General features: G+C 68.2%; 24 protein-coding genes. 6 read left to right on the forward strand and 18 right to left on the reverse strand.

Features of this window, described 5'->3' with window-relative positions; translation table 11 throughout:
* Positions 1–113: 113 nt before the first annotated feature.
* Positions 114–518 carry a hypothetical protein gene (locus SOM39_RS03365; protein WP_068853607.1) on the forward strand — a complete coding sequence of 135 codons (405 nt, stop codon included), beginning with the start codon at positions 114–116 and terminating at the stop codon, positions 516–518.
* 71 nt (positions 519–589) lie between these two features.
* Here SOM39_RS03365 and SOM39_RS03370 read toward each other — a convergent pair whose 3' ends face one another.
* Positions 590–2,221, reverse strand: coding sequence for an acyl-CoA dehydrogenase family protein (locus SOM39_RS03370; protein WP_320457470.1), 1,632 nt, complete (start codon positions 2,219–2,221; stop codon positions 590–592).
* Positions 2,222–2,326: 105 nt separating this feature from the next.
* Between SOM39_RS03370 and SOM39_RS03375 the strand changes: the two genes are divergently transcribed.
* Genes SOM39_RS03375 through pdeM form a run of 4 tightly spaced genes read left to right on the forward strand, consistent with a single transcriptional unit; the run spans position 2,327 to position 8,031 of the window.
* Positions 2,327–3,334 (forward strand): ligase-associated DNA damage response exonuclease, encoded by a 1,008-nt coding sequence (locus SOM39_RS03375; RefSeq protein ID WP_306987801.1) that lies wholly within the window; start codon positions 2,327–2,329, stop codon positions 3,332–3,334.
* Positions 3,331–4,935, forward strand: coding sequence for an ATP-dependent DNA ligase (locus tag SOM39_RS03380; protein ID WP_320457471.1), 1,605 nt, complete (start codon positions 3,331–3,333; stop codon positions 4,933–4,935). Before SOM39_RS03375 ends, SOM39_RS03380 begins: the two co-directional genes overlap by 4 nt.
* Before the next feature lie 14 nt (positions 4,936–4,949).
* Positions 4,950–7,397, forward strand: coding sequence for a ligase-associated DNA damage response DEXH box helicase (locus SOM39_RS03385; RefSeq protein WP_320457657.1), 2,448 nt, complete (start codon positions 4,950–4,952; stop codon positions 7,395–7,397).
* A complete protein-coding gene (pdeM, locus tag SOM39_RS03390; RefSeq protein ID WP_320457472.1) occupies positions 7,387–8,031 on the forward strand; it encodes a ligase-associated DNA damage response endonuclease PdeM in 645 nt (214 codons plus the stop codon). The genes SOM39_RS03385 and pdeM overlap by 11 nt, the downstream gene beginning before the upstream one ends.
* Positions 8,032–8,056: 25 nt before the next feature.
* Here pdeM and SOM39_RS03395 read toward each other — a convergent pair whose 3' ends face one another.
* The 8 genes from SOM39_RS03395 to rlmD form a co-directional block, all read right to left on the reverse strand.
* Positions 8,057–8,323, reverse strand: coding sequence for a hypothetical protein (locus SOM39_RS03395; protein WP_414715855.1), 267 nt, complete (start codon positions 8,321–8,323; stop codon positions 8,057–8,059).
* Between the two features lie 78 nt (positions 8,324–8,401).
* Positions 8,402–9,622 (reverse strand): NAD(P)/FAD-dependent oxidoreductase, encoded by a 1,221-nt coding sequence (locus SOM39_RS03400; protein ID WP_320457474.1) that lies wholly within the window; start codon positions 9,620–9,622, stop codon positions 8,402–8,404.
* Between the two features lie 66 nt (positions 9,623–9,688).
* Positions 9,689–9,895 (reverse strand): cold-shock protein, encoded by a 207-nt coding sequence (locus tag SOM39_RS03405; RefSeq protein ID WP_068853615.1) that lies wholly within the window; start codon positions 9,893–9,895, stop codon positions 9,689–9,691.
* 88 nt (positions 9,896–9,983) lie between these two features.
* Complete coding sequence (locus SOM39_RS03410) at positions 9,984–10,730, reverse strand: S-methyl-5'-thioinosine phosphorylase (protein ID WP_320457475.1); 747 nt, start codon at positions 10,728–10,730, stop codon at positions 9,984–9,986.
* A gap of 9 nt (positions 10,731–10,739) precedes the next feature.
* Entirely contained in the window at positions 10,740–11,294 is a 555-nt protein-coding gene (locus tag SOM39_RS03415; RefSeq protein ID WP_068853617.1) for a hypoxanthine-guanine phosphoribosyltransferase, read from the reverse strand.
* Positions 11,294–12,301 (reverse strand): beta-N-acetylhexosaminidase, encoded by a 1,008-nt coding sequence (gene nagZ, locus SOM39_RS03420; protein ID WP_184126427.1) that lies wholly within the window; start codon positions 12,299–12,301, stop codon positions 11,294–11,296. The genes SOM39_RS03415 and nagZ overlap by 1 nt, the downstream gene beginning before the upstream one ends.
* Before the next feature lie 91 nt (positions 12,302–12,392).
* Positions 12,393–12,881, reverse strand: coding sequence for a CYTH domain-containing protein (locus SOM39_RS03425; protein ID WP_320457476.1), 489 nt, complete (start codon positions 12,879–12,881; stop codon positions 12,393–12,395).
* A 1-nt stretch (position 12,882) separates the two neighbouring features.
* A complete protein-coding gene (rlmD, locus tag SOM39_RS03430; protein ID WP_320457477.1) occupies positions 12,883–14,217 on the reverse strand; it encodes a 23S rRNA (uracil(1939)-C(5))-methyltransferase RlmD in 1,335 nt (444 codons plus the stop codon).
* Between the two features lie 137 nt (positions 14,218–14,354).
* Between rlmD and SOM39_RS03435 the strand changes: the two genes are divergently transcribed.
* The gene (locus SOM39_RS03435) at positions 14,355–15,083 is read left to right on the forward strand and encodes an Hpt domain-containing response regulator (RefSeq protein WP_320457478.1); all 729 of its coding nucleotides are present in this window, start codon (positions 14,355–14,357) and stop codon (positions 15,081–15,083) included.
* A gap of 241 nt (positions 15,084–15,324) precedes the next feature.
* On the opposite strand, the gene recO is transcribed toward SOM39_RS03435, so the two are convergent.
* From recO to rpoE, 9 genes are all read right to left on the reverse strand, one after another.
* Entirely contained in the window at positions 15,325–16,047 is a 723-nt protein-coding gene (recO, locus tag SOM39_RS03440; protein WP_320457479.1) for a DNA repair protein RecO, read from the reverse strand.
* 33 nt (positions 16,048–16,080) lie between these two features.
* Positions 16,081–16,977 carry a GTPase Era gene (gene era / locus SOM39_RS03445; protein WP_320457480.1) on the reverse strand — a complete coding sequence of 299 codons (897 nt, stop codon included), beginning with the start codon at positions 16,975–16,977 and terminating at the stop codon, positions 16,081–16,083.
* A complete protein-coding gene (gene rnc, locus SOM39_RS03450; protein ID WP_068853624.1) occupies positions 16,974–17,654 on the reverse strand; it encodes a ribonuclease III in 681 nt (226 codons plus the stop codon). Before rnc ends, era begins: the two co-directional genes overlap by 4 nt.
* On the reverse strand, positions 17,644–18,027 hold the full coding sequence (locus SOM39_RS03455) for a DUF4845 domain-containing protein (RefSeq protein WP_068853625.1): 384 nt from the start codon (positions 18,025–18,027) through the stop codon (positions 17,644–17,646). Before SOM39_RS03455 ends, rnc begins: the two co-directional genes overlap by 11 nt.
* A 28-nt stretch (positions 18,028–18,055) precedes the next feature.
* Entirely contained in the window at positions 18,056–18,850 is a 795-nt protein-coding gene (lepB, locus tag SOM39_RS03460) for a signal peptidase I (protein ID WP_095363548.1), read from the reverse strand.
* A gap of 24 nt (positions 18,851–18,874) precedes the next feature.
* Positions 18,875–20,665 (reverse strand): translation elongation factor 4, encoded by a 1,791-nt coding sequence (gene lepA, locus SOM39_RS03465; protein WP_068853627.1) that lies wholly within the window; start codon positions 20,663–20,665, stop codon positions 18,875–18,877.
* Positions 20,666–20,811: 146 nt separating this feature from the next.
* The gene (locus SOM39_RS03470) at positions 20,812–22,335 is read right to left on the reverse strand and encodes a DegQ family serine endoprotease (RefSeq protein WP_320457481.1); all 1,524 of its coding nucleotides are present in this window, start codon (positions 22,333–22,335) and stop codon (positions 20,812–20,814) included.
* Between the two features lie 92 nt (positions 22,336–22,427).
* Positions 22,428–23,261 (reverse strand): sigma-E factor negative regulatory protein, encoded by an 834-nt coding sequence (locus SOM39_RS03475; protein WP_414715838.1) that lies wholly within the window; start codon positions 23,259–23,261, stop codon positions 22,428–22,430.
* Complete coding sequence (gene rpoE / locus SOM39_RS03480) at positions 23,258–23,878, reverse strand: RNA polymerase sigma factor RpoE (RefSeq protein WP_068853630.1); 621 nt, start codon at positions 23,876–23,878, stop codon at positions 23,258–23,260. The genes SOM39_RS03475 and rpoE overlap by 4 nt, the downstream gene beginning before the upstream one ends.
* Positions 23,879–24,003: the final 125 nt, after the last annotated feature.

Genomic DNA, 24,003 nt, shown 5'->3' on the forward strand with positions numbered 1-24,003 from the left:
AACTTCTTTCTTCAAGCAAGTCTGAAGAAGCCGCTGGTTCGCCAGCGGCTTTTTCTTTGGCTTCACGGCAGGGTGAATAGGATCAGCGTCCCTGAAACCTGACGGAGAACGCCATGAAGATTCGTTCGATCACCACCCCGCTGATGGCCGCCTCCCTGCTGCTGGCCCTGGTGGCCTGCAAGGGGCCGGAAGCCGAACAGGCGCGTGCCGATGCCGCGCAGGCGGCCGACAGCACCGGCGAAGCGGCACGTGTCGCCGTGGACAAGGCTGCGGCATCCACCCGCAATGCCGCCGATGAAGCGGCTGCCGCCTCCGAACGCGCCGCGGCCGATGTACAGCCGGCCTTGGACCGTGCCGCCGACGCCAGTGCAGCGGCTGCTGCCGATGCCAAGGTTGCCGCGCGCGATGCAGCGGCGCATGCCAGCGAGGCGACCGCCGATGCCGCCGAGAAGGTGGCCGACAAGGCCCGTGACGTGGCCGAAGACGCCAAGCAGAACGCAGACGCCGCCAAACGCTGATGCGACATGTCACGCCGGCCACCGGCCGGCGTGACCTCCAGCGGTAGTGCCAGGTCCGGCCTGGCAATCGATCAAGGCAACGCCCGCGCCATCACCGCGCCGACGTCCACCTCATCAGGCAGCGTCCCGAATGCCGCTCCATGCGCCCCGCCCAACCGCGAGCGCACGAACGCAGGGGCCATCGGGCTGCCCGCACGCAGCAGTACGGCGGCCTGCAGCAGCAGCGCCAGCCGTTCGGTCACCACCCGTGCCTGCGCTTCCGATGGCGTAGCGGCCAACAGCTCCCGCAACGACGCCAACGCGTGGTCATAGTCCGCATCGCGCCCGGCCACCGCGTCCAGCTCCGCATCCAGCACCGGCAGCACCTGCGGCTCGCGCGCCAACGCACGCAGCACGTCCAGGCACTGGATGTTGCCGCTGCCTTCCCAGATGGAATTCAGCGGTGCCTGCCGGTACAGCCGCGGCAGGATCGACTCCTCCACGTAGCCCGCGCCGCCCAGGCATTCCTGCGCTTCGTTGACGGACACCGCCGCGCGCTTGCACACCCAGTACTTGCCCACCGCCGTTGCAATGCGTGCGAACGCGGCCTCCTGCGCATCCTGCGGCGCCTGGTCCACCGCGCGTGCCACGCGCATGGCGAAGGTGGTGGCCGCTTCGGATTCGATGGCCAGGTCGGCCAGCACGTTGGCCATCAGCGGGTGGTCGCACAGGCGGCGTCCGAAGCTGCTGCGGTGACGGGTGTGGTGCAGCGCCTGCGCCAGGGCCATGCGCATTTCCGCCGCCGCGCCCAGCATGCAGTCCAGCCGGGTCATCATCACCATGCCGATGATGGTTGCCACGCCCCGCCCTTCGGCACCGACCCGGCGGGCCCAGGCGCCGCACAGCTCGATCTCGCTGGAGGCATTGGACCAGTCGCCCAGCTTGTCCTTCAGCCGCATCAGGCGGAACGCGTTGCGGTTGCCATCAGCCAGCCGGCGTGGCATCAGGAAGCAGGTCAGTCCTCCCGCCGCCTGCGCCAGCACCAGGAATGCATCGGACATCGGTGCGGAGAAGAACCACTTGTGCCCCACCAGCGCGTAGCTGCCATCGTCGCGAAGTTCGGCGCGGGTGGTGTTGCTGCGCACGTCCGAGCCGCCCTGCTTCTCGGTCATGCCCATGCCCAGGGTGATGCCGGCCTTGTCGGCCATCGGCACGTCGCGCGGATCGTAGACCGGTGCGGCGGCTTTTTCGGCCCACTCGGCCAGCAACGGGTCCTGGCGCAGCACCGCCACCGCGGCGTGGGTCATGGTCAGCGGGCAACTGGTACCGGCATCGGCCTGGTGGTGCAGGAAACTCAGTGCGGCGCGGGCCACGTGCGCGCCGGGGCCGCCCTCGTGCCACGACAGTCCCGCCACCCCGTGGCGCTTGGCCAGCTCCATCAGCTGGTGGTAGGCCGGATGGAACTCCACGGTGTCGATGCGGTGCCCCTGCGGGTCGTGCGTGCGTAGCCGCGGGCGGTCGCGGTTGGCGTCGAAACCGAGCCGGTAGAGGGTGTCGCCCGCAATGGCGCCGTAGGCCTGCAGCGTATCGATGAACGCGGCACCACCCTCGCGACGCACTGCCTCGCTCAATGCCACGTCGTCGGCCCACAGGTTGCGGCCGCCGAACGGGGGCGGCTGGTTGGCCACTTCATGGGTCTCGAATACAGGCAATACGGACGTCATCGTGCGGGCCTCCTGGCGGACCCGATGATTCTGCCGCATCCACATGCCGGCTGCTGTTCAGGCGGATTCTCACCTCGTGCACGAACCCGTCGGCACAGTGCAGGCATGACGACGCACGCGGCAAACAGCGACCTGGTAGTACTGCGCCCCGAGGGCCTGTACTGCCCAGCAGGCGATTTCCATATCGACCCGTGGCGACCGGTGCCGCGCGCGGTCATCACCCACGGCCACGGCGACCATGCGCGCAGCGGCATGGGCCGCTACTACTGCAGTACCGGCAGCGTGCCGATCCTGCGCTGGCGGCTGGGTGATGTGGCCCTGGAAGCACATGACTACGGTGAACGCTTCACGTTGGGCGGCGTGCAGGTGTCGCTGCATTCGGCCGGGCATGTGCTGGGGTCGGCGCAGGTGCGCATCGATGACGGCCAGCAGGTGTGGGTGGCGTCGGGCGACTACAAGCGCCAACCGGACCCGACCTGCGCACCGTTCGAGGTGGTGCCCTGCGATGTGTTCATCACCGAGGCGACGTTCGCATTGCCGATCTACCGCTGGCAGGACACGCGCGAGGTCGCCGCCGAGATCGTGGCCTGGCGGCGCGAGTGCGAACAGCGCGGCGAAGCGGCGATCCTGCTGTGTTACGCGCTGGGCAAGGCGCAGCGGGTGCTGGCCGAACTGCTGCCGCTGGATGATCAACCGGCCTGGCTGCACGGCGCCATCGCCAATGGGGTGGCGGTGTATCGCGAGGCCGGCATCGCCATGTTGGAAACCCACACGGTGGCCGAACAGGGCCGCGAACCCGACGCGGCCGGCAAGTTGATCCTGGCGCCGCCTTCTGCCGCGGGCACTACATGGCTGCGCCGCTTCGGCAAGCACCAACTGGGCTTCGCCTCCGGTTGGATGCGGCTGCGTGGCAACCGGCGCCGACGCAATTACGACCGTGGCTTCGTGGTGTCCGACCATGCCGATTGGCCGGCGTTGCTGCAGACCATTGAACAGACCGGCGCGCGCCGGGTGATCGCCACCCACGGCAATACCGATGCGCTGATTCCGTTCCTGCGCGAACGTGGTGTTGCCGCCGAAGCCTTCCGCACCGATTTCGGGAGCGAGGAATGAGGGCGTTTGCCGCGCTGTACCAGCGCCTGGACCGCAGCACCGCCACGTTGGACAAACGCGCCGCGCTGGTGGCGTACTTCCGCGACGCGCGCCCGCATGACGCAGCGTGGGCGCTGTACCTGCTCAGCGGCGGCAAGGTCGGCGGCGCACGCCGCAAGATCGCGGCCAGCGGCGAGCTGCGCGCGTGGATCGCCGAGGCATCGGGCCTGCCCGCGTGGCTGGTGGCCGACAGCTACGACCAGGTCGGCGACCTGGCCGAAACCCTGACCCTGCTGTTGGATGATCCTGCGGAAGGCGCGCAGGACCGCCCCCTTGCCGACTGGATCGAAGGCCACCTGCTGGCCGTGGCGAACCAGCCGGAACCGGTACGTCGTGCTGCGGTGGAGGCAGGCTGGAGGCAGCTGCCTGCCGCCGAACGGCTGGTATTCAACAAGCTGCTGACCGGGGCGTTGCGCGTAGGCGTCTCCCAGCGGCTGGTCCAGCAGGCGCTGGCGGAACTGTCGGGGATCGACATCGCCCGCATCGCGCAGCGCATGCTGGGCGAGTGGGTGCCCTCGCCGGGGCTGCTCGCCAACCTGCTCAGCGCCGAAGAACGGCCTGAAGACCGCCAGCAGCCGTATCCGTTCTTCCTGGCCTCGCCATTGGAAGCCGAGGCCGACAGCCTGGGCCCGATCGACGAGTGGACGCTGGAATGGAAGTGGGATGGCATCCGCCTGCAGGTGCTGCGTCGCAAAGGCGAAGTCGCCCTGTGGTCGCGCGGCGAAGAGCGGCTGGATGGGCGCTTTCCGGAAATCGAAGCAGCCGCGATGGCGTTGCCGGATGGCACCGTGATCGATGGCGAGCTTCTCGCCTGGCGCGATGACGAGGCACAGCCGCTGCCTTTCACCGCACTGCAGACCCGGATCCAACGGCGCAGACCCGGCCCGAAGACATTGCGCGATACGCCGGTGCGCGTGCTTGCCTACGACCTGCTAGAACTGGACGGTAACGATCTGCGCCAGCAGCCGCTGGGCGAACGGCGCACCCTGCTCGCCGGATTGCTTGCCACGCTCGGCGATGCGCGCATGGTGCTGTCGCCGACGCTCGATGCCACGGACTGGCAGGACGCCGCCGCTCAGCGGGCATTGGCGCGCGAACGCGGCGTGGAAGGGCTGATGCTCAAGCGCAGCACGTCGGTCTACCAGGGCGGGCGCCGCCGTGGCGACTGGTGGAAGTGGAAGATAGAACCGCTGACCATCGATGCGGTGATGATCTACGCGCAGGCCGGGCATGGCCGGCGCAGCACGCTGTACACCGACTACACCTTCGGGGTGTGGGACGGCGAGCGGCTGGTGCCGGTGGCCAAGGCGTATTCGGGGCTGGACGACAAGGAAATCCTGGCCCTGGACCGCTGGATCCGGGCCAACACGATCGAACGCTTCGGGCCGGTGCGCAGCGTCCGCGGCGAGCAGGTGTTCGAACTCGGTTTTGAAGCGGTCAACCGCAGCAGCCGGCACAAGTCGGGCATCGCAGTGCGCTTCCCGCGCATCCTGCGCTGGCGCCATGACAAGCCGGCCGGCGAAGCCGACACGCTGGCCCAGCTGCAGGCGCTGGCGCGGTGACCCGACGCGACGCGATGGCGCGGCTGGCCGCGTGGTTCGCCAGCCGTGGCTGGTCGCCGCTGGCGTTCCAGAAGACGATGTGGCGGCACTACCTGGCCGGCGAATCCGGGCTGCTGCACACCCCTACCGGCAGCGGCAAGACGCTGGCGATGTTCGGCGGGCCGCTGCTGCAGGCGCTGGTCGATCCGCTTCCGCGCGCACCCGGTGTGCGCGCCGGCAAGACCGTGCCGGCGCTGCAGGTGCTGTGGATCACCCCGTTGCGCGCGCTGGCCAGCGATACCGCACGCGCACTGCGTGAACCGCTGGCGGCGCTTGGGCTTGACTGGCAGGTGGGGCTGCGCACCGGCGATGCCAGCGCGCGCGACAAACGCCTGGCCCGCGAAGGCCGGGTGGATGTACTGGTGACCACGCCCGAATCGCTGGCGCTGCTGCTGAGCTACCCCGATACGCTGGAGCGCATGCGCCGGCTGCGCTGCGTGGTGGTGGATGAGTGGCATGAGCTGCTGGGTAACAAGCGCGGCGTGCTGCTGCAGTTGAATCTGCGCCGCCTGCGCGATGCGCTGCCGGCGCTGCAGGTGTGGGGCCTGTCGGCCACGCTCGGCAACCTGGACGAAGCGCGCGAGGTGTTGCTGCCGGATGTTCCCGACGCGCCGCTGGTGTCGGGGGCGCGGCCACGCCCGGTAAAGGTGGAAACGCTGTTGCCCGCGCACGGCGAGCGCTTTCCATGGGCGGGCCACCTCGGCCTGTCGCAGCTGCAGCGGGTGCAGCAGAAGCTGTTCGCGGTCGGCACCAGCCTGCTGTTCACCAATACCCGCGCGCAGGCCGAACTGTGGCACCAGGCGCTGTCGGCGGTGTGGCCCGAAGACCCGGCCACGCTGGGCCTGCACCACGGCTCGCTGGACCCGGTGCAGCGCCGCATCGTCGAGCAGGGCCTGCGCGACGGGGCACTGCGCTGCGTGGTGGCCACCTCCAGCCTCGACCTGGGGGTGGATTTCCCGGCCGTCGACCAGGTCCTGCAGATCGGCAGCCCGAAAGGCATCGCGCGGCTGGTGCAGCGCGCCGGGCGCGCGCGGCATCGCCCGGGGGAATCGGGCCACATCGTCTGCGTGCCGTCGCACGCGCTGGAGCTGGTGGAATACGCCGCCGCGCGGCGTGCACTGGCCGCTGGCGTGATCGAAGCGCGACGCCCGCTGCGGTTGTCGCTGGATGTGCTGGCCCAGCACTGCGTGAGCTGCGCGCTGGGCGGCGGCTTCCGCGCCGACGAGCTGCTGGCCCAGGTCCGGCGCACGCACGCCTTCGCATCGCTGGAGCTGGCGCAGTGGCAGGGCGTCCTGGACTTCATCGTGCAGGGCGGCCAGGCGCTTGCGCAGTACCCGGACTTCCACAAGGTGGTGCGCGACGACGACGGCATCTACCGCGTGACCGACCGCCGCGTGGCACTGCGCCACCGGCTGTCGATCGGCACCATCACCAGCGATGGCAGCGTCATGGTGCAGTTCCTGCGCGGCGGCCGGCTCGGCAGCGTGGAAGAACAGTTCGTCGGTCGCCTGCGCCCCGGCGACCGCTTCCAGTTCGCCGGCCGGCTGCTGGAGCTGGTACGGCTGGAGAACCTCACTGCTTACGTCAAGATGGCGCGTGGCGGCGATGGCGTGGTGCCGCGCTGGCAGGGGGGCCGCCTGCCGCTGTCCGAGGCGCTGGGCCACGAAATGGAAAGCGTGCTCGCGTCCGCGCCGGACAGCCCTGAAATGCACTGGCTTGCACCGCTGCTGCGCCTGCAGGCACGCGTATCCGCGCTGCCCGGCCCGTCACTGCTGCTGGTGGAAAGCGTGCGCCGCCGCGAAGGACAGTTCGTGTTCGTGTATCCGTTCGCCGGGCGCCAGGTCAACGAGGGGCTGGCGGCGCTGATGGCGATGCGCTGGACGCGCCTGCAGGCCAATACCTTCGGCTACGCCGCCAACGATTACGGCTTCGTGCTGGCACCGGCGCGCGCGGTGGAGGTGGATGCGGCGCAGGTGTCGGCATTGCTGCAGCCGGACGGTCTGTTCGAGGACCTGCGCGACAGCCTCAACCTGGGCGAGCTGGCACGCCGCCAGTTCCGCGATATCGCGCGCGTGTCCGGGCTGTTGATTCCCGCATTGCCGGGCCGCACGCCACGCAGCCTGCGCCAGCTGCAGGCGTCGGCCGGACTGCTGTATGACGTGCTGCGCCAGCATGATCCCGGGCACATCCTGCTCGGCCTGGCCGAACGTGAGGTACTGCATGAGCAGCTCGACCTGACCTGCCTGGCCGAAACGCTGCGCCGCTGCCAGGGCCGCACGTTGTGCGTGCAGCACCCGGCAACGCTGGGGCCCTTGTCTTTCCCGCTGTGGGCCGAGCGCCTGCGCGGGCAGCTCAGCAATGAAGACTGGAAGACGCGTGTGCTGCGCGCCGTGGGCCAACTGGAGAAACGCCATGCCGACTGACGTCGTGACCGAGATCGCGGGCGAGCAGGTCCGCCTGCTTGGCGCGCGCGCGCTGTACTGGCCGGCGCGCGAAGCGCTGCTGATTGCCGACCTCCACCTTGGCAAGGCCGATCTGTTCCGGCGCGCGGGCATCGGGTTGCCCAGCGGCGGCACCGGTGACGATCTGGCGCGGCTGTCGGCACTGGTGGCCGACCACCCCGTCCGCACGGTATGGATCCTGGGCGACGTGCTGCATGGCCCCGCGCATCGGGCGGCGTGGTATCGGCAATGGCAGGCATGGCGGGAGCAGCATCCGCGACTGGAGATCGGCGCAGTGGCCGGCAACCATGACCGCGTGCTGCCCAAGGCCGACCTGGGCATCACCCTGCTCGGCGAACGCGTCCAGGAGGGGCCGTTCCTGCTGCGCCATGATCCACAACCGCATCCCAGCCTGCATGTAATGTGTGGCCACCTGCATCCGCTGGCCCGCCTGCCGGGCATGCAACGACGCTGGCCGGCCTTCTGGCTGCGCGAACGCTTGACCGTGCTGCCGGCTTACTCGCGCTTCACCGCCGGCATCGCACCGGTCGTCGGCGCCGGCGAGCGGCTGGTCGCGTGCGTCGACGACGACGCGATCGCGCTGCCGGCACGTTGATGCCGGCACGCGCGGGTACAGCGGCCTACGCTGCCGAAGGCAGCGCTTCCATCAACAGGATCTGCGGGGCATCGGGGTTGCGCCGCACGGGACAGCGCTGCACCTCGACCAGCATGGAACGCGCTGCGGCGCGGATGCGGGCGTGGTGTTCGGGGGCGGCATGGGTGATCAGACTGGTGACATGGAAGTCGAACACATCTTCCATCACATCCGGCTGATCCTCGTGGAGCATCTGCAGCAACCCGCGCAGTTTGCGGATTTCAGAATCGAGAACGTCGGCCGGAAACAGCATGTCTTTCTCCTTGGGGGCAACAACACAGCATTGTTCTTGTGCCACAAGGCAAGTGACCCTGCCGTCAACGGCTGCCATTCATGTGCTCATCGCCTCGACGAAACCCGGCGACAATCCCAGCGTGCCCCACCAGCCGCGCTGGGTGCCGCTGAGCACGCGCAGCATGTGGCCGCGACCACCCGGCAGCCGACCCATCGGCTGGAACAGCACATCGCGTGCGTGCGCGAGCAGGTCGCGCTCGGACTGGAACACCGGGGTCAGCCACCGGCTCCAGAACTGGTAGATGCCCACGTGTGCACTGCGCTGTGCCTGGTAGGCCTGCAGCGCGGCATCGGCAGCGTCGTGCGCGCGCAGCGCATCGCGCAGCGCCAGCGCGTCCATCAGCGCCATGTTCACGCCCTGCCCCAGCTGCGGGCTCATGGCATGCGCCGAATCCCCGGCCAGCACCAGCCGGCCGCGGTGCCAGCGCGTCATGACGGCATCGCGGTAGCCGGCACGCGCCAGCTGCACGCCGTCACGCACGTCCTGCAGCCGCAGGTGGGCCTGCGGCCACAGCGCGGCGATCTCCTCCAGCCAGCGCTGCATGCCATCCCGTTCCCACTGCTCGAACTGCGCGCGCGGCAGGCTCCAGAAGAAGCTCAGGCGCGGCTGCGCATCATCGGGGCGGGTGCCGACCGGCAACAGCCCGATCATCTTGCGCGCCGCCACGTAGCGCTGCCGCAGCTCGTCATGGTGCGGCCAGTCGCCGCGCGGCAACAGGCACCACAGCGCACCCCACGGGTATTCGCGGTCCAGCCGCGTGCCCTGCACCAGCGTGCGCAGCGACGAGGCCGACCCATCGGCGGCGATCACCAGGTCATACGGGCCGTGCCAGTGCCCGCGCGCGTCGCGCACGCGGCCATTTTCGGTATCCACATCGACGATGGCGGTGTCGGCCTGCAGGTTGCCCGGGTGCTCCCAGGCCTGGGCCAGCAGCGAGAACAGCGCGCCGCGCTGCATGCCGATGCCGTGCAGGTGCGCATGCAGCGCCGCATAGCGCATGTCCATCACCGCGCGCCCGCACGGCGTTTCACCGTACAGCCGGCGCACCGGCGCGCCGTGCCGCAGCACCTCTGGCAGCAGGTCCATCTGCCACAGCACGTCCAGACCGCTCGGCTGCAGCAGGAACCCCGCGCCTACCGGACCGGGCTTGGGCGCGCGCTCGAACACGTGCACATCGTGATGGTCGCGTGAAAGAAGAATCGAGAGCGCCTGGCCCGCCGTTCCGTAGCCAACGATGGCAATCGTACGTTTTTTCATCTGACGTCCTGTCCGGCATCAAAAAAAACCCCGCCGAAGCGGGGTTTTCCTTGCGCTGCGGTGGAGTTACTCCGCCGGCGCGATGTTCGAAGCCTGGGCGCCCTTCGGACCCTGGCTCACTTCATAAGTGACCTTCTGGCCTTCCTGCAGGCTGCGGAAGCCCTTGGAGTTGATCGCGGAGAAGTGCGCGAAGACATCAGCGCTGCCGTCATCCGGCGAGATAAAGCCAAATCCCTTGGCGTCGTTGAACCACTTGACGGTACCGTTCGGCATGGTAATGCGAGACCTTCTTCAATGAATGGGTGGTGTACGCTCAACCAGCGCACTGGCGGAGTATGCAAAGCTTGTCATGCAATGACAATCATCCGCGTGCCAATTCGCCAATCAGTTCCGGCAATCCGGCCGAAGCCGCGTCAACATTGGCCAGTACTTCGGCCATCGTGATCTCGTCGCCATCGCCACAGCCGGCCGCCCAGTTGGCCACGATCGCCAGGCAGGCGTAGTCCAGGCACAGCTCGCGGGCGAGGCCGGCTTCGGGCATGCCGGTCATGCCGACCAGGTCGCAGCCATCACGGCGCATGCGCGCGATTTCCGCATTGGTCTCCAGCCGCGGCCCCTGCGTGGCGCCATAGCAGCCGCCGTCCTGCAGGCGCACCCCGGTGACCTTGGCCGCCGCCAGCACCTTGCTGCGCAGCATCGGCGTGTACGGGTGGCCAAAGTCCACATGCAGCACCTCGGTGCCCGGCTCTTCGCTGAGCGTGGAGATGCGACCCCAGGTGTAATCGATCAGCTGGTCCGGACAGGCCAGCACGCGCGGACCGAACTGCTCGGTGATGCCGCCGACGGTGTTCAGCGCGAGCACGCGGGTGGCACCGATCTGCTGCAATGCAGCAAGATTTGCGCGGTAATTGATCTTGTGCGGCGGCAGTGAATGGCCTTCGCCATGCCGGGCCAGGAACGCCACGCGCTGGCCGAGCAGCGTGCCGACCCGGATCGGGCCGGACGGCGTGCCGTAACGGGTTTCGACCACGTGGCTGTTCACGTCATCGAGCTGGGCCAGCTTGTACACACCGGTGCCGCCGATGACGGCCAGGGCAATAGGGTCCATGGGCGCTGATTATTCCTTCATCGCGTAGATGGCCGGCACGCCGCGCAGCGCTTCGTTTACGTCCATGCCGAAGCCGAACACGTAACGGTCCGGCAGTTCGACACCGGCGTAGTCCGCCTTGACGTCGGGCAGCGCGCGGTCGTGCTTCTTCACCGTCATCGCGGCGATGCGCACATCGGTGGCGCCCTGCTCCAGGCACCAGGTGCGCACGCCCTGCAGGGTGAAGCCTTCGTCCAGGATATCGTCAACCAGCAGCACGCGGCGGCCGAACAGCGAGGTGGCCGGCTTGTGCTTCCAGACCAGCTCGCCGCCGGTGGTTTCACCGCGGTAGCGGGTGGCGTGCAGGTAATCGAACTGCAGGTCCTGGCCGCGCGCGCCCAGCTCCAGCGCCAGCTGGCCGGCGAACGGCAGCGCGCCGTGCATGATCGACAGGAACAGCGGGACCTCGCCCTTGTAATCCGCCGCGATGGCATCGGCGATGGCCGCGATGGCCGCATCGATGGTGGGGCGGTCGACCAGCAGGTCGGCCTGGGCCAGGGCCTGGGAAATGGTGAGGTTGGGCATCAGACGATTCTTCCAAGGGTGTCGAGCAAACGGGATTGGGAGGTGCCATGGCGGGCATCGGCCAGCAGGCCGTCCCAGCCAAGCGCGCCCCGGCCGATCAGGCCGAGCAGCGCAGCAGTATTGAGGGGGCGGCCGTCGACCGCACGCAGCGCCTCGTCGACCAGTTCCGGGTGGCAGACCAGCACCACGTCGCAGCCGGCATCCAGGTGCGCATGCACGCGCGCCTGCACGCCCCCGGCGGAGAACGAGGCAGCCATGCCGATGTCGTCGGAGAACACCACGCCACGGAAGCCCATTTCCCCGCGCAGGATCTGCTGGATCCAGCGCGACGAATAACCGGCCGGTTCCGGTGCGACCTGCGGGTAGACCACGTGGGCCATCATCACCGCGTCGGCACCGGCATCGATGCCGGCGACGAACGGCACCAGGTCCAGCGCCCGCAGCGCGTCGAGATCACGCGGATCGCTGGCGGCCGCCACGTGGGTGTCTTCCAGCACGCTGCCGTGGCCGGGGAAATGCTTGAGGGTGGCGGCCATGCCGACGCTGTGCATGCCGCGCACGTAGGCGCGGGTGAAGGCGGCAACGACCTCCGGGTCGGCACTGAAGGCACGGTCGCCGATGGCGCGGTTGCCGCGGCCCAGGTCGACCACGGGGGCGAAGCTGAGGTCCACGCCGCTGGCGCGCACTTCGCTGGCCATCAGCCAGGCGTGCTGTTCGGCAAGGGCCAGGGCTGCCTCGGGATCCTGTGCGTACAGCGAGTCGAAGCCCTGCAGCGGCGGCAGCGCGCTGAACCCTTCGCGGAAGCGCTGCACACGGCCGCCTTCCTGGTCCACGCAGATCAGCAGCGGCCGCGGCGCGGCGGCGCGGATCGCGGCCGACAGCTCGGCGATCTGCTGGCGCGAGGCGAAATTGCGCTTGAACAGGATGACGCCGGACACGGCGTCGTGCTGCAGCCAATCGCGTTCCTGGGCGGTAAGTTCGGTCCCGGCAACGCCGATCACGAGCATGGGTCGATCTCCAAAGCGGGGCGCCATGATGGCGCACTGCCGCATTGTCGCAGAAGGCGTGTCCCCGAGGCCACGGGCGCGGCGGGCGTATTCAGGGCCAGCGGCTGTAAGGGTTCGAGGCCAGGGCGAGGTTGTAATACCGGACCTGGTCGGTCACTTCCTCCCCGACCCAGGACGGCAGGTCGATGGCCTGGTCGGCCTGCTCCAGTTCGACCTCGGCCACCACCAGCCCGGCGTTGTCGCCCAGGAACTCGTCCACTTCCCACAGCAGCCCGCCGTGGTGGACCAGGTGCCGGCGCCTGTCGATCAGGCCGCCCACGCACAGCGCCAGCAGCGCGCGGGCGTCCTCCACCGGGATCGGGTAATCGAATTCCTGGCGGGTGTGCCCGATCTCGCGCGACTTCATGTTGAGAAATGCCTCATCGCCCTGGATGCGCACCCGCACCGAGGCCTTCTGGGCGCCGCTGTCGATCGAGGCGGTGTCGTTGAGGTAGCCCTGTGCCATCGGAATGACCGCGTGCGCGGCGGCGCGCCAGTCATCGCCGGTGACCAGGAACTTGCGCTCGATCTCGATGCCCATCTCAACGCTTCTCGAAGACGGCGATGCTTTCCACGTGCGCGGTGTGCGGGAACATGTCCATCGCACCGGCCGACACCAGGGTGAAGCCCTGCTCGTTGACCAGGTAGCCGGCGTCGCGCGCCAGCGAGCCGGGGTGGCAGCTGACGTAGACGATGCGCTTGAACTGCTTGAGCGGCAACTGCTGCAGGACTTCGATCGCGCCCGAGCGTGGCGGGTCCAGCAGCAGCTTGTCGAATCCCTGGCGCATCCACGGGGTCTGGCGCTGGTCCTGGGTCAGGTCGGCGGCAAAGAACTGCGCGTTGTCGAGGCCGTTGCGCGCGGCGTTTTCCCTGGCCCGCGCCACCAGCCCGGCTTCGCCTTCCACGCCCACCACTTCGCGCACGGTGCGCGCCAGCGGCAGGGTGAAGTTGCCCAGGCCACAGAACAGATCGAGCACGCGCTCGTCCGGGCCGGCGTCGAGCAGCTCGAGCGCCAGCGCGATCATCTTTTCATTGAGCTTGGCGTTGACCTGGATGAAATCCAGCGGGCGGAACGCCAGCTCCACGTTCCACGGCGCCAGCCGGAACGACAGCGGCACCTCGCCAGGCAGCAGCGGGTGCACGGATTCAACACCGCCGGGCTGCAGGAAGATCGCAAACCCGTGCTCAGCCCCGAACGCGGCCCAGGCCGCCTTGTCCGCATCGCTGAGCGGCAGCATGTGGCGGATGGTCAGCACGATCGCATCGTCGCCGGCAATGAACTCCACCTGGGGGATGTCGCGCTTTCCATCCAGGGATTCGATGAACGCCGACAGTGCCGCCACCTTCAGGCCGATTTCCGGGATCACGGTCAGGCACTGGCTCAGGTCCGCCACGAAGCGCGGGTCCAGTTCACGGAAGCCGACCAGGGTCTTGTCCTTCTTTTCCACCCGGCGCACGGAGAAGCGCCCCTTGCGGCGGTAGCCCCAGCTTTCGCCGACCAGCGGCGGCAGCACGGTGCCCGGGCTGACATGGCCGATCCGGGTCAGGTTGTCGAGCAGCACGCGCTGCTTGGCCACGATCTGCTGACCTTCTTCCAGGTGCTGCAGCACGCAGCCGGCACAGACGCCGAAGTGCGGGCAGCGCGGGGTGACCCGCTGCGGCGAGGGCTGCAGGACCTCCACGGTCCGCGCCTCGTCGAAATGGCGGTTGCGGGCGGTGGGCTCGGCGCGCACCACTTCGCCCGGCAGGGCGCCGGAGATGAAGGTGACCTTGCCGCCCTCGCCGTCACGGCGGGCGACGCCCCGGCCATCATGGCTGAGGTCGAGGATGTCGGTCTGGAACGGCGTCTTGTCGAGGCGGGAACGGGATCGGGCCACGTGGCAACAGGCTGCGGGCAAAAAGGGTGCGTATTGTCGCAGATACGCACCGCGAGCTGCCGGGTGACCCCATCGGGAGGCTTGCAGGACGCCATATCGTGTTTAATATGGGCATAGCTGACATGGAGGCAGCCCCAATGCAGATGACCCCGAGGGCTCCCATGCCCCGACTCCTGCTCGTCGAGGACGACACCATCAGTCGCGGCTTTTTCCGGGCCGCGCTGGAAACCCTGCCCGCGCAGGTGGAAACCGCCGATTCGCTGGTCACTGCCCTGGAACGGGGCCGCAACAGCGAGCACGATCTGTGGCTGATCGATGTGAACCTGCCCGATGGCAATGGCAGCCAGCTGCTGAGCGCCTTGCGGCTGACGCGTCCGGACACGCCCGCCCTGGCCCACACGGCCGATGGCGACACCAGCATCCATGCCCGTCTGCGGGATGACGGATTCAGCGAAACCCTGGTCAAACCGTTGAGCCGTGAGCAGCTGCTGCAGGCCGTGCGCCGTGCGCTGGTCAACAGCCCCGGCAGCGCCGCCCGGGCCGTCGCCGCTGGCGGCAGCGAGGTCGAACGCGAGGACTGGGACGAAATCACCGCGCTGGCGGCCCTGAATGGGCAGCGCCATCACCTGATCGCCCTGCGCGAACTGTTCCTGGCCGAGCTGCCCGGGGTCCGCGACGCGGTGGCCCAGGCGGTACAGCAACACGATGTAGGCACCTTGAAGGGCCAGCTGCACCGGCTGCAGGCCAGCTGCGGCTTCGTCGGCGCCGCGCGCCTCGCGCGCGCGGTACGCCAGCTGCACCAGGCCCCGGAATCCAACGGCGCCCACACCCAGTTCAAGGCGGCCGTAGAGTCCCTGTTGCATTAGGCACCCCGCAGACACGCATGGCGTGTCCCTACGGATGCCCCCAACGTTCGACCCCAAACCCAAGCGACCAAGGGTCGTAGTGACACGCCATGCGTGTCAAAGCCATGCCCCTGCGCACGTAAACCGCCATGCGTGTCAAAGCCATGCCCCTGCGCACGTAAACCGCCATGCGTGTCAAAGCCATGCCCCTGCGCACGTAAACCGCCCTCCGCACCAGCCAAGCCTCCCCCGAGCACGCACCTCACCGCCTGCGCGCCAGATCCTCCAGCATTTCCCACGATTTCAGCCCGCGCCCACCCAGGTGGTGCAGCAGCACCGCACGCATGCCTCGCCGCAGGCTGGCCAGATCCTCCGCGCCGGGCAGGACGTCGCCAGCCAACGCCAGCAACGCACTCCCGGTCGCCGTCCCCCGCCGCGGATCCACCCCGCGCTCGCTGAGCAACCGTCGCGGCCCTTCCAGCGGGTCCAGCTCATAACGCGCGGCCGGGTCGACCGGCTCGCCATCGCTGCCATGGGTCAGGTCGAAGCCAAACCCCAGTGCCTCCAGCAGGTCGCGCTCGAACCGCCGCAGCGTCCAGGCCAACGGCTCGGCGGCTGCCAGCCGCTGGCGCACCTGCCCGTAGTGGTCGTAGAGCTCGGGCAGCGGGTCCTGGCGGGGCGCCAGCCGCATCACCAGTTCATTGACATAGAAGCCGGCCAGCATGGCATCGCCGCTCAGCCGCGGCGCGGCGTCCAGGGCATCGGCCCCACGCAACTGGGCCAGCTCGCCGCGCTGCACGGCGGCCAGGCGGATCCATTGCAGGGGCTGGAGGGCGGCGCGCAGCGCCTGGCTGCGCGGGCTGCTCACGCCGCGCGCCAGCAGTCCGATCCGGCCATGCTGCTCGGTCAGGACCTCGACCAGCAGGCTGGTCTCCCGCCAAGGGCGGGCATGCAGCACGAAGGCCGGTTCGTCGTCGATGCGCATGGCCGGGGGCGGTGAGCGGCAACCCTGCCGGGTTTACTCGTAGCCGAAGGCCTTCAGTGCAGCTTCGTCGTCCGACCAGCCTTCGCGCACGCGCACCCAGGTTTCCAGGAAGACCTTGGCGTCGAACAGGCGCTCCATCTGCATGCGCGACTTCGCGCCGATGTCCTTCACGCGGCTGCCACCCTTGCCGATCACGATGGCCTTCTGGCCTTCGCGTTCGACCCAGATCACCGCTCCGATACGCAGCAGGTTGCCATCTTCGACGAAGCGCTCGATTTCCACCGTGGTGGCGTACGGCAGCTCTTCACCGAGCTGGCGCATCAGCTGCTCACGAACCAGTTCGCCCGCAAGGAAGCGCTGGCTGCGGTCGGTGATTTCATCTTCGCCGAACATCGGCGGGGCTTCAGGCAGCAGCTTCAGGAGGTCGCGCACCAGCGCTTCCAGGCCGTTGCGCTTCTGCGCGGAGATGGGGTGCACGGACGCGAACGTACGGCCTTCGGTGACCTGCTGCAGGAACGGCAGCAGGGCCGCCTTGTCCTTCAGTCGATCGACCTTGTTCACCACCAGCACCACCGGAATGCCGGCGTCGCTGAGCACGTTGAACGCCAGGGTGTCTTCTTCGTCCCAGCGGCCAGCCTCGATCACCAGCATGCCGGCATCCACGCCCTCGAGCGAGCCGCGCGCGGCGCGGTTCATCACCCGGTTCATGGCCCGCTTCTGCACGCGGTGCAGGCCGGGGGTGTCGACCAGGACCAGCTGGCCTTCCGGATAGCTGGCAATGCCCAGCAGCCGGTGGCGGGTGGTTTGCGGCCGGTTGGAGACGATGCTGACCTTGGCGCCCACCAGGGCGTTGGTCAGGGTCGACTTGCCGACGTTGGGGCGGCCGATGACGGCCACGCTGCCGCAATGATGGGGAGTTGCTTCGCTCACTTGGAATCCAGTTGCTCGAGGGCGGCAGCTGCCGCCTGTTGTTCGGCCAGCCGTCGCGAGGCACCTTCGCCTTCGGTGCTGACAGCAGGATCGGCTACGCCGCAGCGTACCCGGAAGGTCTTGGCGTGATCGTCGCCTGATTCTGACACCAATTCGTACAGCGGCAATGCCTTCTGTCGGCCCTGCAGCCATTCCTGGAGCCGGGTCTTGGGGTCTTTTTCAGGCTTGCCGGTAGCCGGCAGCGCCTCCATGGAGGGGCCAAACCAGGGCAGGACCACTGCCTGGCACGCGGCGAAGCCGGCGTCCAGGTAGATGGCGGCCACCACGGCCTCCAGCGCGTCGGCCAGGATCGAGTCCCGCCGGTGGCCACCGGATTTCATCTCGCCCGGCCCGAGCGTGAGCCGCTCGCCCAGATGCAGGGTGCGGGCAATGACCGCCAGCGCGCCTTCGCGCACCAGCTCGGCCCGCGCCCGGGTCAAGGCGCCCTCGTCGGCCTTCGGCCAGCGCTGGTAGAGCGCCTGGGCCACCATCATGTTGACGATGCTGTCGCCGAGGAATTCCAGCCGCTCGTTGTTCGGCGTGCCGGCACTGCGATGCGTCAGGGCCTGCTGGAGCAGGCCCGGATCCTGGAAGGCGTGACCGATCTGGTCACCACGTTGATAGGTTTTAGTCGGCACCGCTGAGGGTCAATTCCTGGTGTGCATCAAATTTTCCAACCACGTCGAGGTTGCCCACCAGCGGGCGACGCACTTCGTAGTTGACCTTCATGTTCCAACCGCCACTGACGCGTTCGAACTTGACGTTGGCCGGCTTGACGCTCTCCGAATAGCTGATGTCCAGCCGGCGGAAGAACATTTCCTGCACCTTGCCCGGTTCCATGTTGGCCACGCCCGGTTCCTTGGCCACGCCCTTGAGCGCGGTCTTCACTGCGTAGAACTCGGAGTACATCGGGAACAGCTTCATGCCGATGTACAGGCCGAACCCCACGATGCACAGCACGACCAGGAACGAGGTCAGGGTCATGCCACGCTGCGTCTTCATCGTCTTCATTGCGTTCTCCCCAGATACGCGGTTGGAATCAGTTGATGCCGGTGCCGATGCGGGACGGTTCAAAACCATCCTTGCAGAACCAGCCCGAGCAGTTCAGCCAGATCAGGAACGCCTTGCCGCGGAGGTTCTCTTCCGGCAGCAGGCCCCAGAAACGGCCGTCATCGCTGTTGTCGCGGTTGTCGCCCATGACCAGGTACTTGCCCGGCGGCACGGTCCACTGGCCTTCGCCACGCGGATAATCGGTCTCCAGCACGGTATGGGTGCGGCCCGGCAGGTGCTCCACCAGCAACGAGGCGCCCTCCCCCTGGCCACGGTGCCCAGCATACAACCCCTTGCTGTCGTACTTGAGCGGGGTGCCGTTGAGGATGACCCCATCGCCCTGGAAGGCGATTTCGTCGCCCGGGACGCCGATCACGCGCTTGATGAAGTTCTCGCCCTTGTTCGGGTCGTTGTCCGAATGGCCCGGGAAGTGGAACACCACCACGTCACCGCGCGCCGGCTCGCCGATCGGGACGACCTTGGCGTTGTTCAGCGGCAGGCGCAGGCCATAGGCGAACTTGTTGACCAGGATGAAATCGCCGATCAGCAGGTTCGGCATCATTGAACTGGACGGGATTTTGTAAGGCTCTGCAATGAAGCTGCGCACCACCAGCACGATGGCCAGCACCGGGAAGAACGCCCGGGAGTAATCCACCAGTACCGGCTCGCTGTCCAGCAGACCGGCCCGCGCCGCGCGGCGCTTGGCGAAGTACAGCTTGTCGGCCAGCAGGATCAGGCCCGAGGCCAGCGTCAGTACGACCAGCAGGATTTCAAACAGTTTCATGCAGTGTCCTTGGGAACGGGAGCCTTACTTGTCCATCTGCAGCACGGCGAGGAAGGCTTCCTGCGGAATCTCCACGCGGCCGACCTGCTTCATGCGCTTCTTGCCTTCCTTCTGCTTCTCCAGCAGCTTCTTCTTGCGCGAAACGTCGCCACCATAGCACTTGGCCAGCACGTTCTTGCGCATGGCCTTGACCGTGGTGCGGGAGATGATCTGCGAGCCGACGGCGGCCTGGATCGCCACGTCGAACATCTGCCGCGGGATCAGCTCCTTCATCTTCTCGCACAGCTCGCGGCCGCGCCGGTCGGCATGGCTGCGGTGCACGATCAGCGACAGCGCATCGACCTTGTCGCCGTTGATCAGCACGTCCACGCGGACGAACGGACCGGCGTCGAACCGCACGAACTGGTAATCCAGCGAGGCGTAGCCGCGGCTGACCGACTTGAGCTTGTCGAAGAAGTCCAGCACCACCTCGGCCATCGGCAGCTCGTAGCTGATCTGCACCTGGCTGCCCAGGTAGTTGATGCCGATCTGGCTGCCGCGCTTTTCCTCGCACAGCTTGATGATGTTGCCGATGTACTCCTCGGGGGTAAGCACGTTGGCACGGATGATCGGCTCGCGGATCTCGCTCACCATGTTCACCGGCGGCAGCTTGGCCGGGTTGTCCATGTTGATGATCGTGCCGTCGGTCTTCAGGACTTCATAGATGACGGTCGGCGCGGTGCTGATCAGGTCGAGGTTGTACTCGCGCTCCAGCCGCTCCTGCACGATTTCCATGTGCAGCATGCCCAGGAAGCCGCAGCGGAAGCCGAAGCCCATCGCTTCGGAGCTTTCCGGCTCGAAGCGCAGCGCCGCATCGTTCAGGCGCAGCTTGTCCAGCGCTTCGCGCAGGTCCGGGTAGTCTTCGGCATCGACCGGGAACAGGCCGGCGAACACGCGCGGCTGCATTTCCTGGAAGCCGGGCAATGCCGACGGCGCCGGGTCGGCGGCCAGGGTCAGGGTGTCGCCCACCGGGGCACCATGCACGTCCTTGATGCTGGCCGTGACCCAGCCCACCTCGCCCGCGCGCAGGGCCGGCAGCACCTTGCGCTTGGGGGTGAACACGCCGACGTTGTCGACCTGGTGGTTGCGGCCGGTGGACATCACCTGCAGCTTGTCACCGGCCTTGATCTGGCCCTGCATCACGCGCACCAGCGAGACCACGCCCAGGTAGTTGTCGAACCAGGAATCGATGATCAGCGCCTGCAGCTTGTCGGTATCGCGCGGCTGCGGGGCCGGGATGCGATGCACGATGGCTTCGAGCACGTCCACCACGTTCAGGCCGGTCTTGGCACTCACCGGCACCGCGTCGCTGGCATCGATGCCGATCACGGCTTCGATTTCGGCCTTGGCGCGCTCGATGTCGGCGGTGGGCAGGTCGATCTTGTTGATCACCGGCACCACTTCCAGGCCCTGCTCCACGGCGGTGTAGCAGTTGGCGACCGACTGCGCTTCCACGCCCTGGGCCGCATCCACCACCAGCAGCGCGCCTTCGCAGGCGGCCAGCGAGCGGCTGACTTCATAGGAGAAGTCGACGTGCCCGGGGGTGTCGATGAAATTCAGGTGGTAGGTCTGGCCATCTTTGGCCACGTACGGCAGCGACACCGACTGGGCCTTGATGGTGATGCCACGCTCGCGCTCGATCGGATTGGAGTCGAGCACCTGCGCCTCCATCTCGCGGGCCTGGAGGCCGCCGCAAAGCTGGATGATGCGGTCGGCCAGCGTGGACTTGCCGTGGTCGACGTGGGCGATGATGGAGAAGTTGCGGATGTTCCGCATCGAATCAGAGGACATAGGTGGCGGCGGCGCGGCGCGTCGTCAGGATAACGGCACATTATCGCATGGCCGACCCCTCCCCGCGTGCCGGGGCGCCAAATACGACCGGGCCCGCCGAAGCGGGCCCGGAAACGCAGCAGGGACGGGGTTTACTGCCCGGTTTTGACCGCCACGAAGGCGCTGTTGCTGCCCGCGCGCACCAGCAGCATCACCACGTCGCCCTTCTTGTAGCCGCCCAGCGCCTTGTTCAGCGCCGCCACGCTGCCGACCGGGGTGCGCCCGACCTGCAGGATCACCATGCCCGGCGACAACCGGGCATCGCGGGCAGCCTGGCCCTTGACGTTGGTGATGCGCACGCCTTCGCCCGCGTCCAGCCCCAGCTGCTGGCGCTGCGGGGCGGTCAGGTCGGCCACGTCCAGGCCCAGCAGGGCGTTGGCACCCACCTGCGGCGACGCGTCGGCGGCAGCCGGACCGGCGGTGCCGCGGGCGGCATCCTCGGCCAGCTCGGTCAGGGTCGCGGTGATCTCACGCTCCTTCCCTTCGCGCAGCACGCCCAGGCGGACCTTGCTGCCCGGCGCCTGGGCGCCGATCAGCGGCGGCAGATCGCTGAAGGTGTTGATCGGGGTGCCGTTGACCGAGCGGATCACATCGCCGACTTCCAGCCCGGACCTGGCCGCGGCACTGCCCGGTACCAGTTCGTTGACCAGCGCGCCACGGCTGTCGGGCAGGTTGAAGCCCTGCGCCACGTCGCCGGTGATGGCGCCCACGATCGCGCCCAGCTGGCCACGGCTCACGCGCCCGTTCTTCTTGATCTGCTCGACCGCACCCATGGCCAGGTCGATCGGGATCGCGAAGCTGATGCCCATGTAGCCGCCCGAAGCGGAGAAGATCTGCGAGTTGATGCCGACCACTTCACCGCGGGTATTGAGCAGCGGGCCGCCCGAGTTGCCCTGGTTGATCGCCACGTCGGTCTGGATGAACGGCACGTAGCGCTGGTCCTGGCCGCCGGTGCTGCGCCCGACCGCACTGACCACGCCGGCGGTGACCGAGTGGTCCAGGCCGAACGGCGAGCCGATCGCGACCACCCACTGGCCGGGCTTGAGCGTGTTGGAATCGCCCACGCGCACGGTCGGCAGGTTCTTCGCATCGATCTTGAGCAGGGCCACGTCGTACTGCTGGTCGCTGCCGATCACCTTGGCGGTGAACTCGCGGCGGTCGCCCAGCTTGACCTTCACTTCGCCGGCGTCGGCCACCACATGGTGGTTGGTCAGCACGTAGCCGTCGGGCGAGATGATGAAGCCCGAGCCCATGCCGCGGCCGCGGATGCTGGGACCTTCATCACCGCCACCGGGCTGGCCCGGCATCTGGAAGTCCGGGCCGAAGAAGCGGCGGAAGAACTCCGGCATCTCGTCATCGCCCGGACCGGGGCCGGCGCCGCGCGCCTGGCGGTTGCTGCGCACGATGGTGGTTTCAATGTTGACCACGCCCGGACCGACCTGCTCCACCAGGTTGGTGAAGTCCGGCAGGCCACTGACCAGCGGCGCGGCCGGCGCACGCGGGGCGGCGGCCACCTGCGCTGCAGGCGCGGTCGGGCTGGGCGACTGGGCACAGGCCACCAGCGGAAGGGTGATGGCCAGCAAGGCCATGGCGTGCGTGCGGATACGGGCGGTCATCAGACTCGAGCCTCCGGGTCAGGGATGTTCAGGGGAAGGGGTGGCGCTGCACGTCGCGTGCAGCGCCTGGATGTCGGGAATGGAGGCAAAGGTCAGTCGCGCTGGCGACGCACCGGCGGCGCGCCGGACGCGTCATCCTGCAGGCGCGGCTCGAACGGATAGAACGCCGCCTGGGGCTCCTGCGTGGAGAAGCTGGCATTGAGCGCCCCGCTGCTGCCCACCGTCGAGCGCGGCCACGGCCGGGCCTGCAGGTTGCCGACTTCACCGAACGGCAGGGTCCGGGCATCGGTGGCTGGCACCGACGGGGCCGGCGCCGGCTGGCTGGCCACCGCACGCACCGGTTCGGCGCTGCGGCCGGCCACGCTGCGCGCGGCAGCCTGCTGGGTGCGGGTGGCACTGCTACGGCGGGCAGTGACGGCTGCGGCCGGCACGGCGGCCACGGCCAGGGCGGCATCGGCCACCACGGCGGCATCCAGCGGCGCGCGCGGCGGTGCCGGCGGCAGCTGCGCCTGGCTGGCGATGATCGTGGTCGGTTGCTCCAGCGGCGCCTGCCCGGGCAACTGCTCGCGGCTCATGAACAGCGCGATGGCGGCCACCGAGGCGGCCAGCGCGGCACCGCCACCCCAGCGCAGCAGACCGCCGCGGCGCTGGCGCGGGGCCGGCGTTGCGGCGACCACCGTGACCGGCTCGGCCGCGACAGCGGCCTGGATCCGGTCGGCAAAGCCCTGCGGCGCCGGCGCACAGGCCTGCCCGCGCAGCACATCGCCCAGCAGCTGCCAGCGTTCCTGGCAGCGCGACAGGTCTTCATCGTGTTCCAGGCGGCGCAGCAGGAACCGCGCCTCTTCCAGCGGCAGCTCTCCATCGACCAGTGCAGAAAGCTGCTGGCGGTGGTGGGCATCGAATTTGTCAGGCATCTGGTGGCTCATACGCGGCTCTTCTCGCGGGTGGCGCTGCCGACATCCAGCAGCGGCCGAAGTTCAGTGTCGATCGCCTCGCGGGCACGGAAAATCCGCGACCGCACGGTGCCGATCGGGCACCCCATCTTCTGCGCGATTTCTTCGTAACTCAGGCCCTCAACCTCGCGCAGGGTGATGGCCGATCTCAACTCTTCCGGCAACGCCGACACCGCCTTCATCACCGTCTGCTCCAGCTCCTGGCGCATCAACTCGCGTTCGGGCGTGTCGGTATCGCGCAGGCGGGTGCCGCTGTCGAACTGTTCGGCGTCCCCGATTTCGATGTCATCGGTGGGCGGGCGGCGGTTGTGGGCGGCTAGATGGTTTTTGGCAGTATTCACGGCGATCCGGTGCAACCAGGTATAGAACTGGGCATCGCCGCGGAAACTGCCGATCGCGCGGTAAGCGCGGACGAACGTATCCTGGGCAACGTCCTGACATTCACTCCAGTCGGCGATGTAGCGCCCGATCAAGGCGACGATCCGATGCTGGTACTTGCGCACCAGCACATCGAACGCCGCGCTTTCGCCGCGCTGCACGCGCCGGACCAGCTCCAGGTCCAGCTCCTGTGGTGTTTCAACCTCGGCCATGGGGGGCCGCACTCCTGTCAGCCCAACCGACGTCGGGCAATGAGACTGCCAATCCCGGGAAAAGTTCAGCGCCGATCACCGCGCGCCGTACCAGCTTTTAACCACCGTTCCGTTAAGGTTCCAGA

It is taken from the genome of Stenotrophomonas sp. CFBP8994 (genome assembly GCF_034044835.1).
Taxonomy (GTDB): Bacteria; Pseudomonadota; Gammaproteobacteria; order Xanthomonadales; family Xanthomonadaceae; genus Stenotrophomonas; species Stenotrophomonas rhizophila_A.

Coding starts and splice junctions, on each gene's coding strand:
- SOM39_RS03425 (WP_320457476.1), bottom strand. CDS start 12,881: ATGGGCATCGAGATCGAGCGCAAGTTCCTGGTCACCGGCGATGACTGG.
- SOM39_RS03455 (WP_068853625.1), bottom strand. CDS start 18,027: ATGAAGACGATGAAGACGCAGCGTGGCATGACCCTGACCTCGTTCCTG.
- SOM39_RS03385 (WP_320457657.1), top strand. CDS start 4,950: ATGGCGCGGCTGGCCGCGTGGTTCGCCAGCCGTGGCTGGTCGCCGCTG.
- SOM39_RS03370 (WP_320457470.1), bottom strand. CDS start 2,221: ATGACGTCCGTATTGCCTGTATTCGAGACCCATGAAGTGGCCAACCAG.
- SOM39_RS03435 (WP_320457478.1), top strand. CDS start 14,355: ATGCAGATGACCCCGAGGGCTCCCATGCCCCGACTCCTGCTCGTCGAG.
- SOM39_RS03470 (WP_320457481.1), bottom strand. CDS start 22,335: ATGACCGCCCGTATCCGCACGCACGCCATGGCCTTGCTGGCCATCACC.
- pdeM (WP_320457472.1), top strand. CDS start 7,387: ATGCCGACTGACGTCGTGACCGAGATCGCGGGCGAGCAGGTCCGCCTG.
- recO (WP_320457479.1), bottom strand. CDS start 16,047: ATGCGCATCGACGACGAACCGGCCTTCGTGCTGCATGCCCGCCCTTGG.
- nagZ (WP_184126427.1), bottom strand. CDS start 12,301: ATGCTCGTGATCGGCGTTGCCGGGACCGAACTTACCGCCCAGGAACGC.
- SOM39_RS03395 (WP_414715855.1), bottom strand. CDS start 8,323: ATGCTGTTTCCGGCCGACGTTCTCGATTCTGAAATCCGCAAACTGCGC.
- SOM39_RS03405 (WP_068853615.1), bottom strand. CDS start 9,895: ATGCCGAACGGTACCGTCAAGTGGTTCAACGACGCCAAGGGATTTGGC.
- SOM39_RS03365 (WP_068853607.1), top strand. CDS start 114: ATGAAGATTCGTTCGATCACCACCCCGCTGATGGCCGCCTCCCTGCTG.
- SOM39_RS03400 (WP_320457474.1), bottom strand. CDS start 9,622: ATGAAAAAACGTACGATTGCCATCGTTGGCTACGGAACGGCGGGCCAG.
- lepA (WP_068853627.1), bottom strand. CDS start 20,665: ATGCGGAACATCCGCAACTTCTCCATCATCGCCCACGTCGACCACGGC.
- SOM39_RS03375 (WP_306987801.1), top strand. CDS start 2,327: ATGACGACGCACGCGGCAAACAGCGACCTGGTAGTACTGCGCCCCGAG.
- lepB (WP_095363548.1), bottom strand. CDS start 18,850: ATGAAACTGTTTGAAATCCTGCTGGTCGTACTGACGCTGGCCTCGGGC.
- SOM39_RS03380 (WP_320457471.1), top strand. CDS start 3,331: ATGAGGGCGTTTGCCGCGCTGTACCAGCGCCTGGACCGCAGCACCGCC.
- SOM39_RS03410 (WP_320457475.1), bottom strand. CDS start 10,730: ATGGACCCTATTGCCCTGGCCGTCATCGGCGGCACCGGTGTGTACAAG.
- SOM39_RS03415 (WP_068853617.1), bottom strand. CDS start 11,294: ATGCCCAACCTCACCATTTCCCAGGCCCTGGCCCAGGCCGACCTGCTG.
- SOM39_RS03475 (WP_414715838.1), bottom strand. CDS start 23,261: ATGAGCCACCAGATGCCTGACAAATTCGATGCCCACCACCGCCAGCAG.
- rpoE (WP_068853630.1), bottom strand. CDS start 23,878: ATGGCCGAGGTTGAAACACCACAGGAGCTGGACCTGGAGCTGGTCCGG.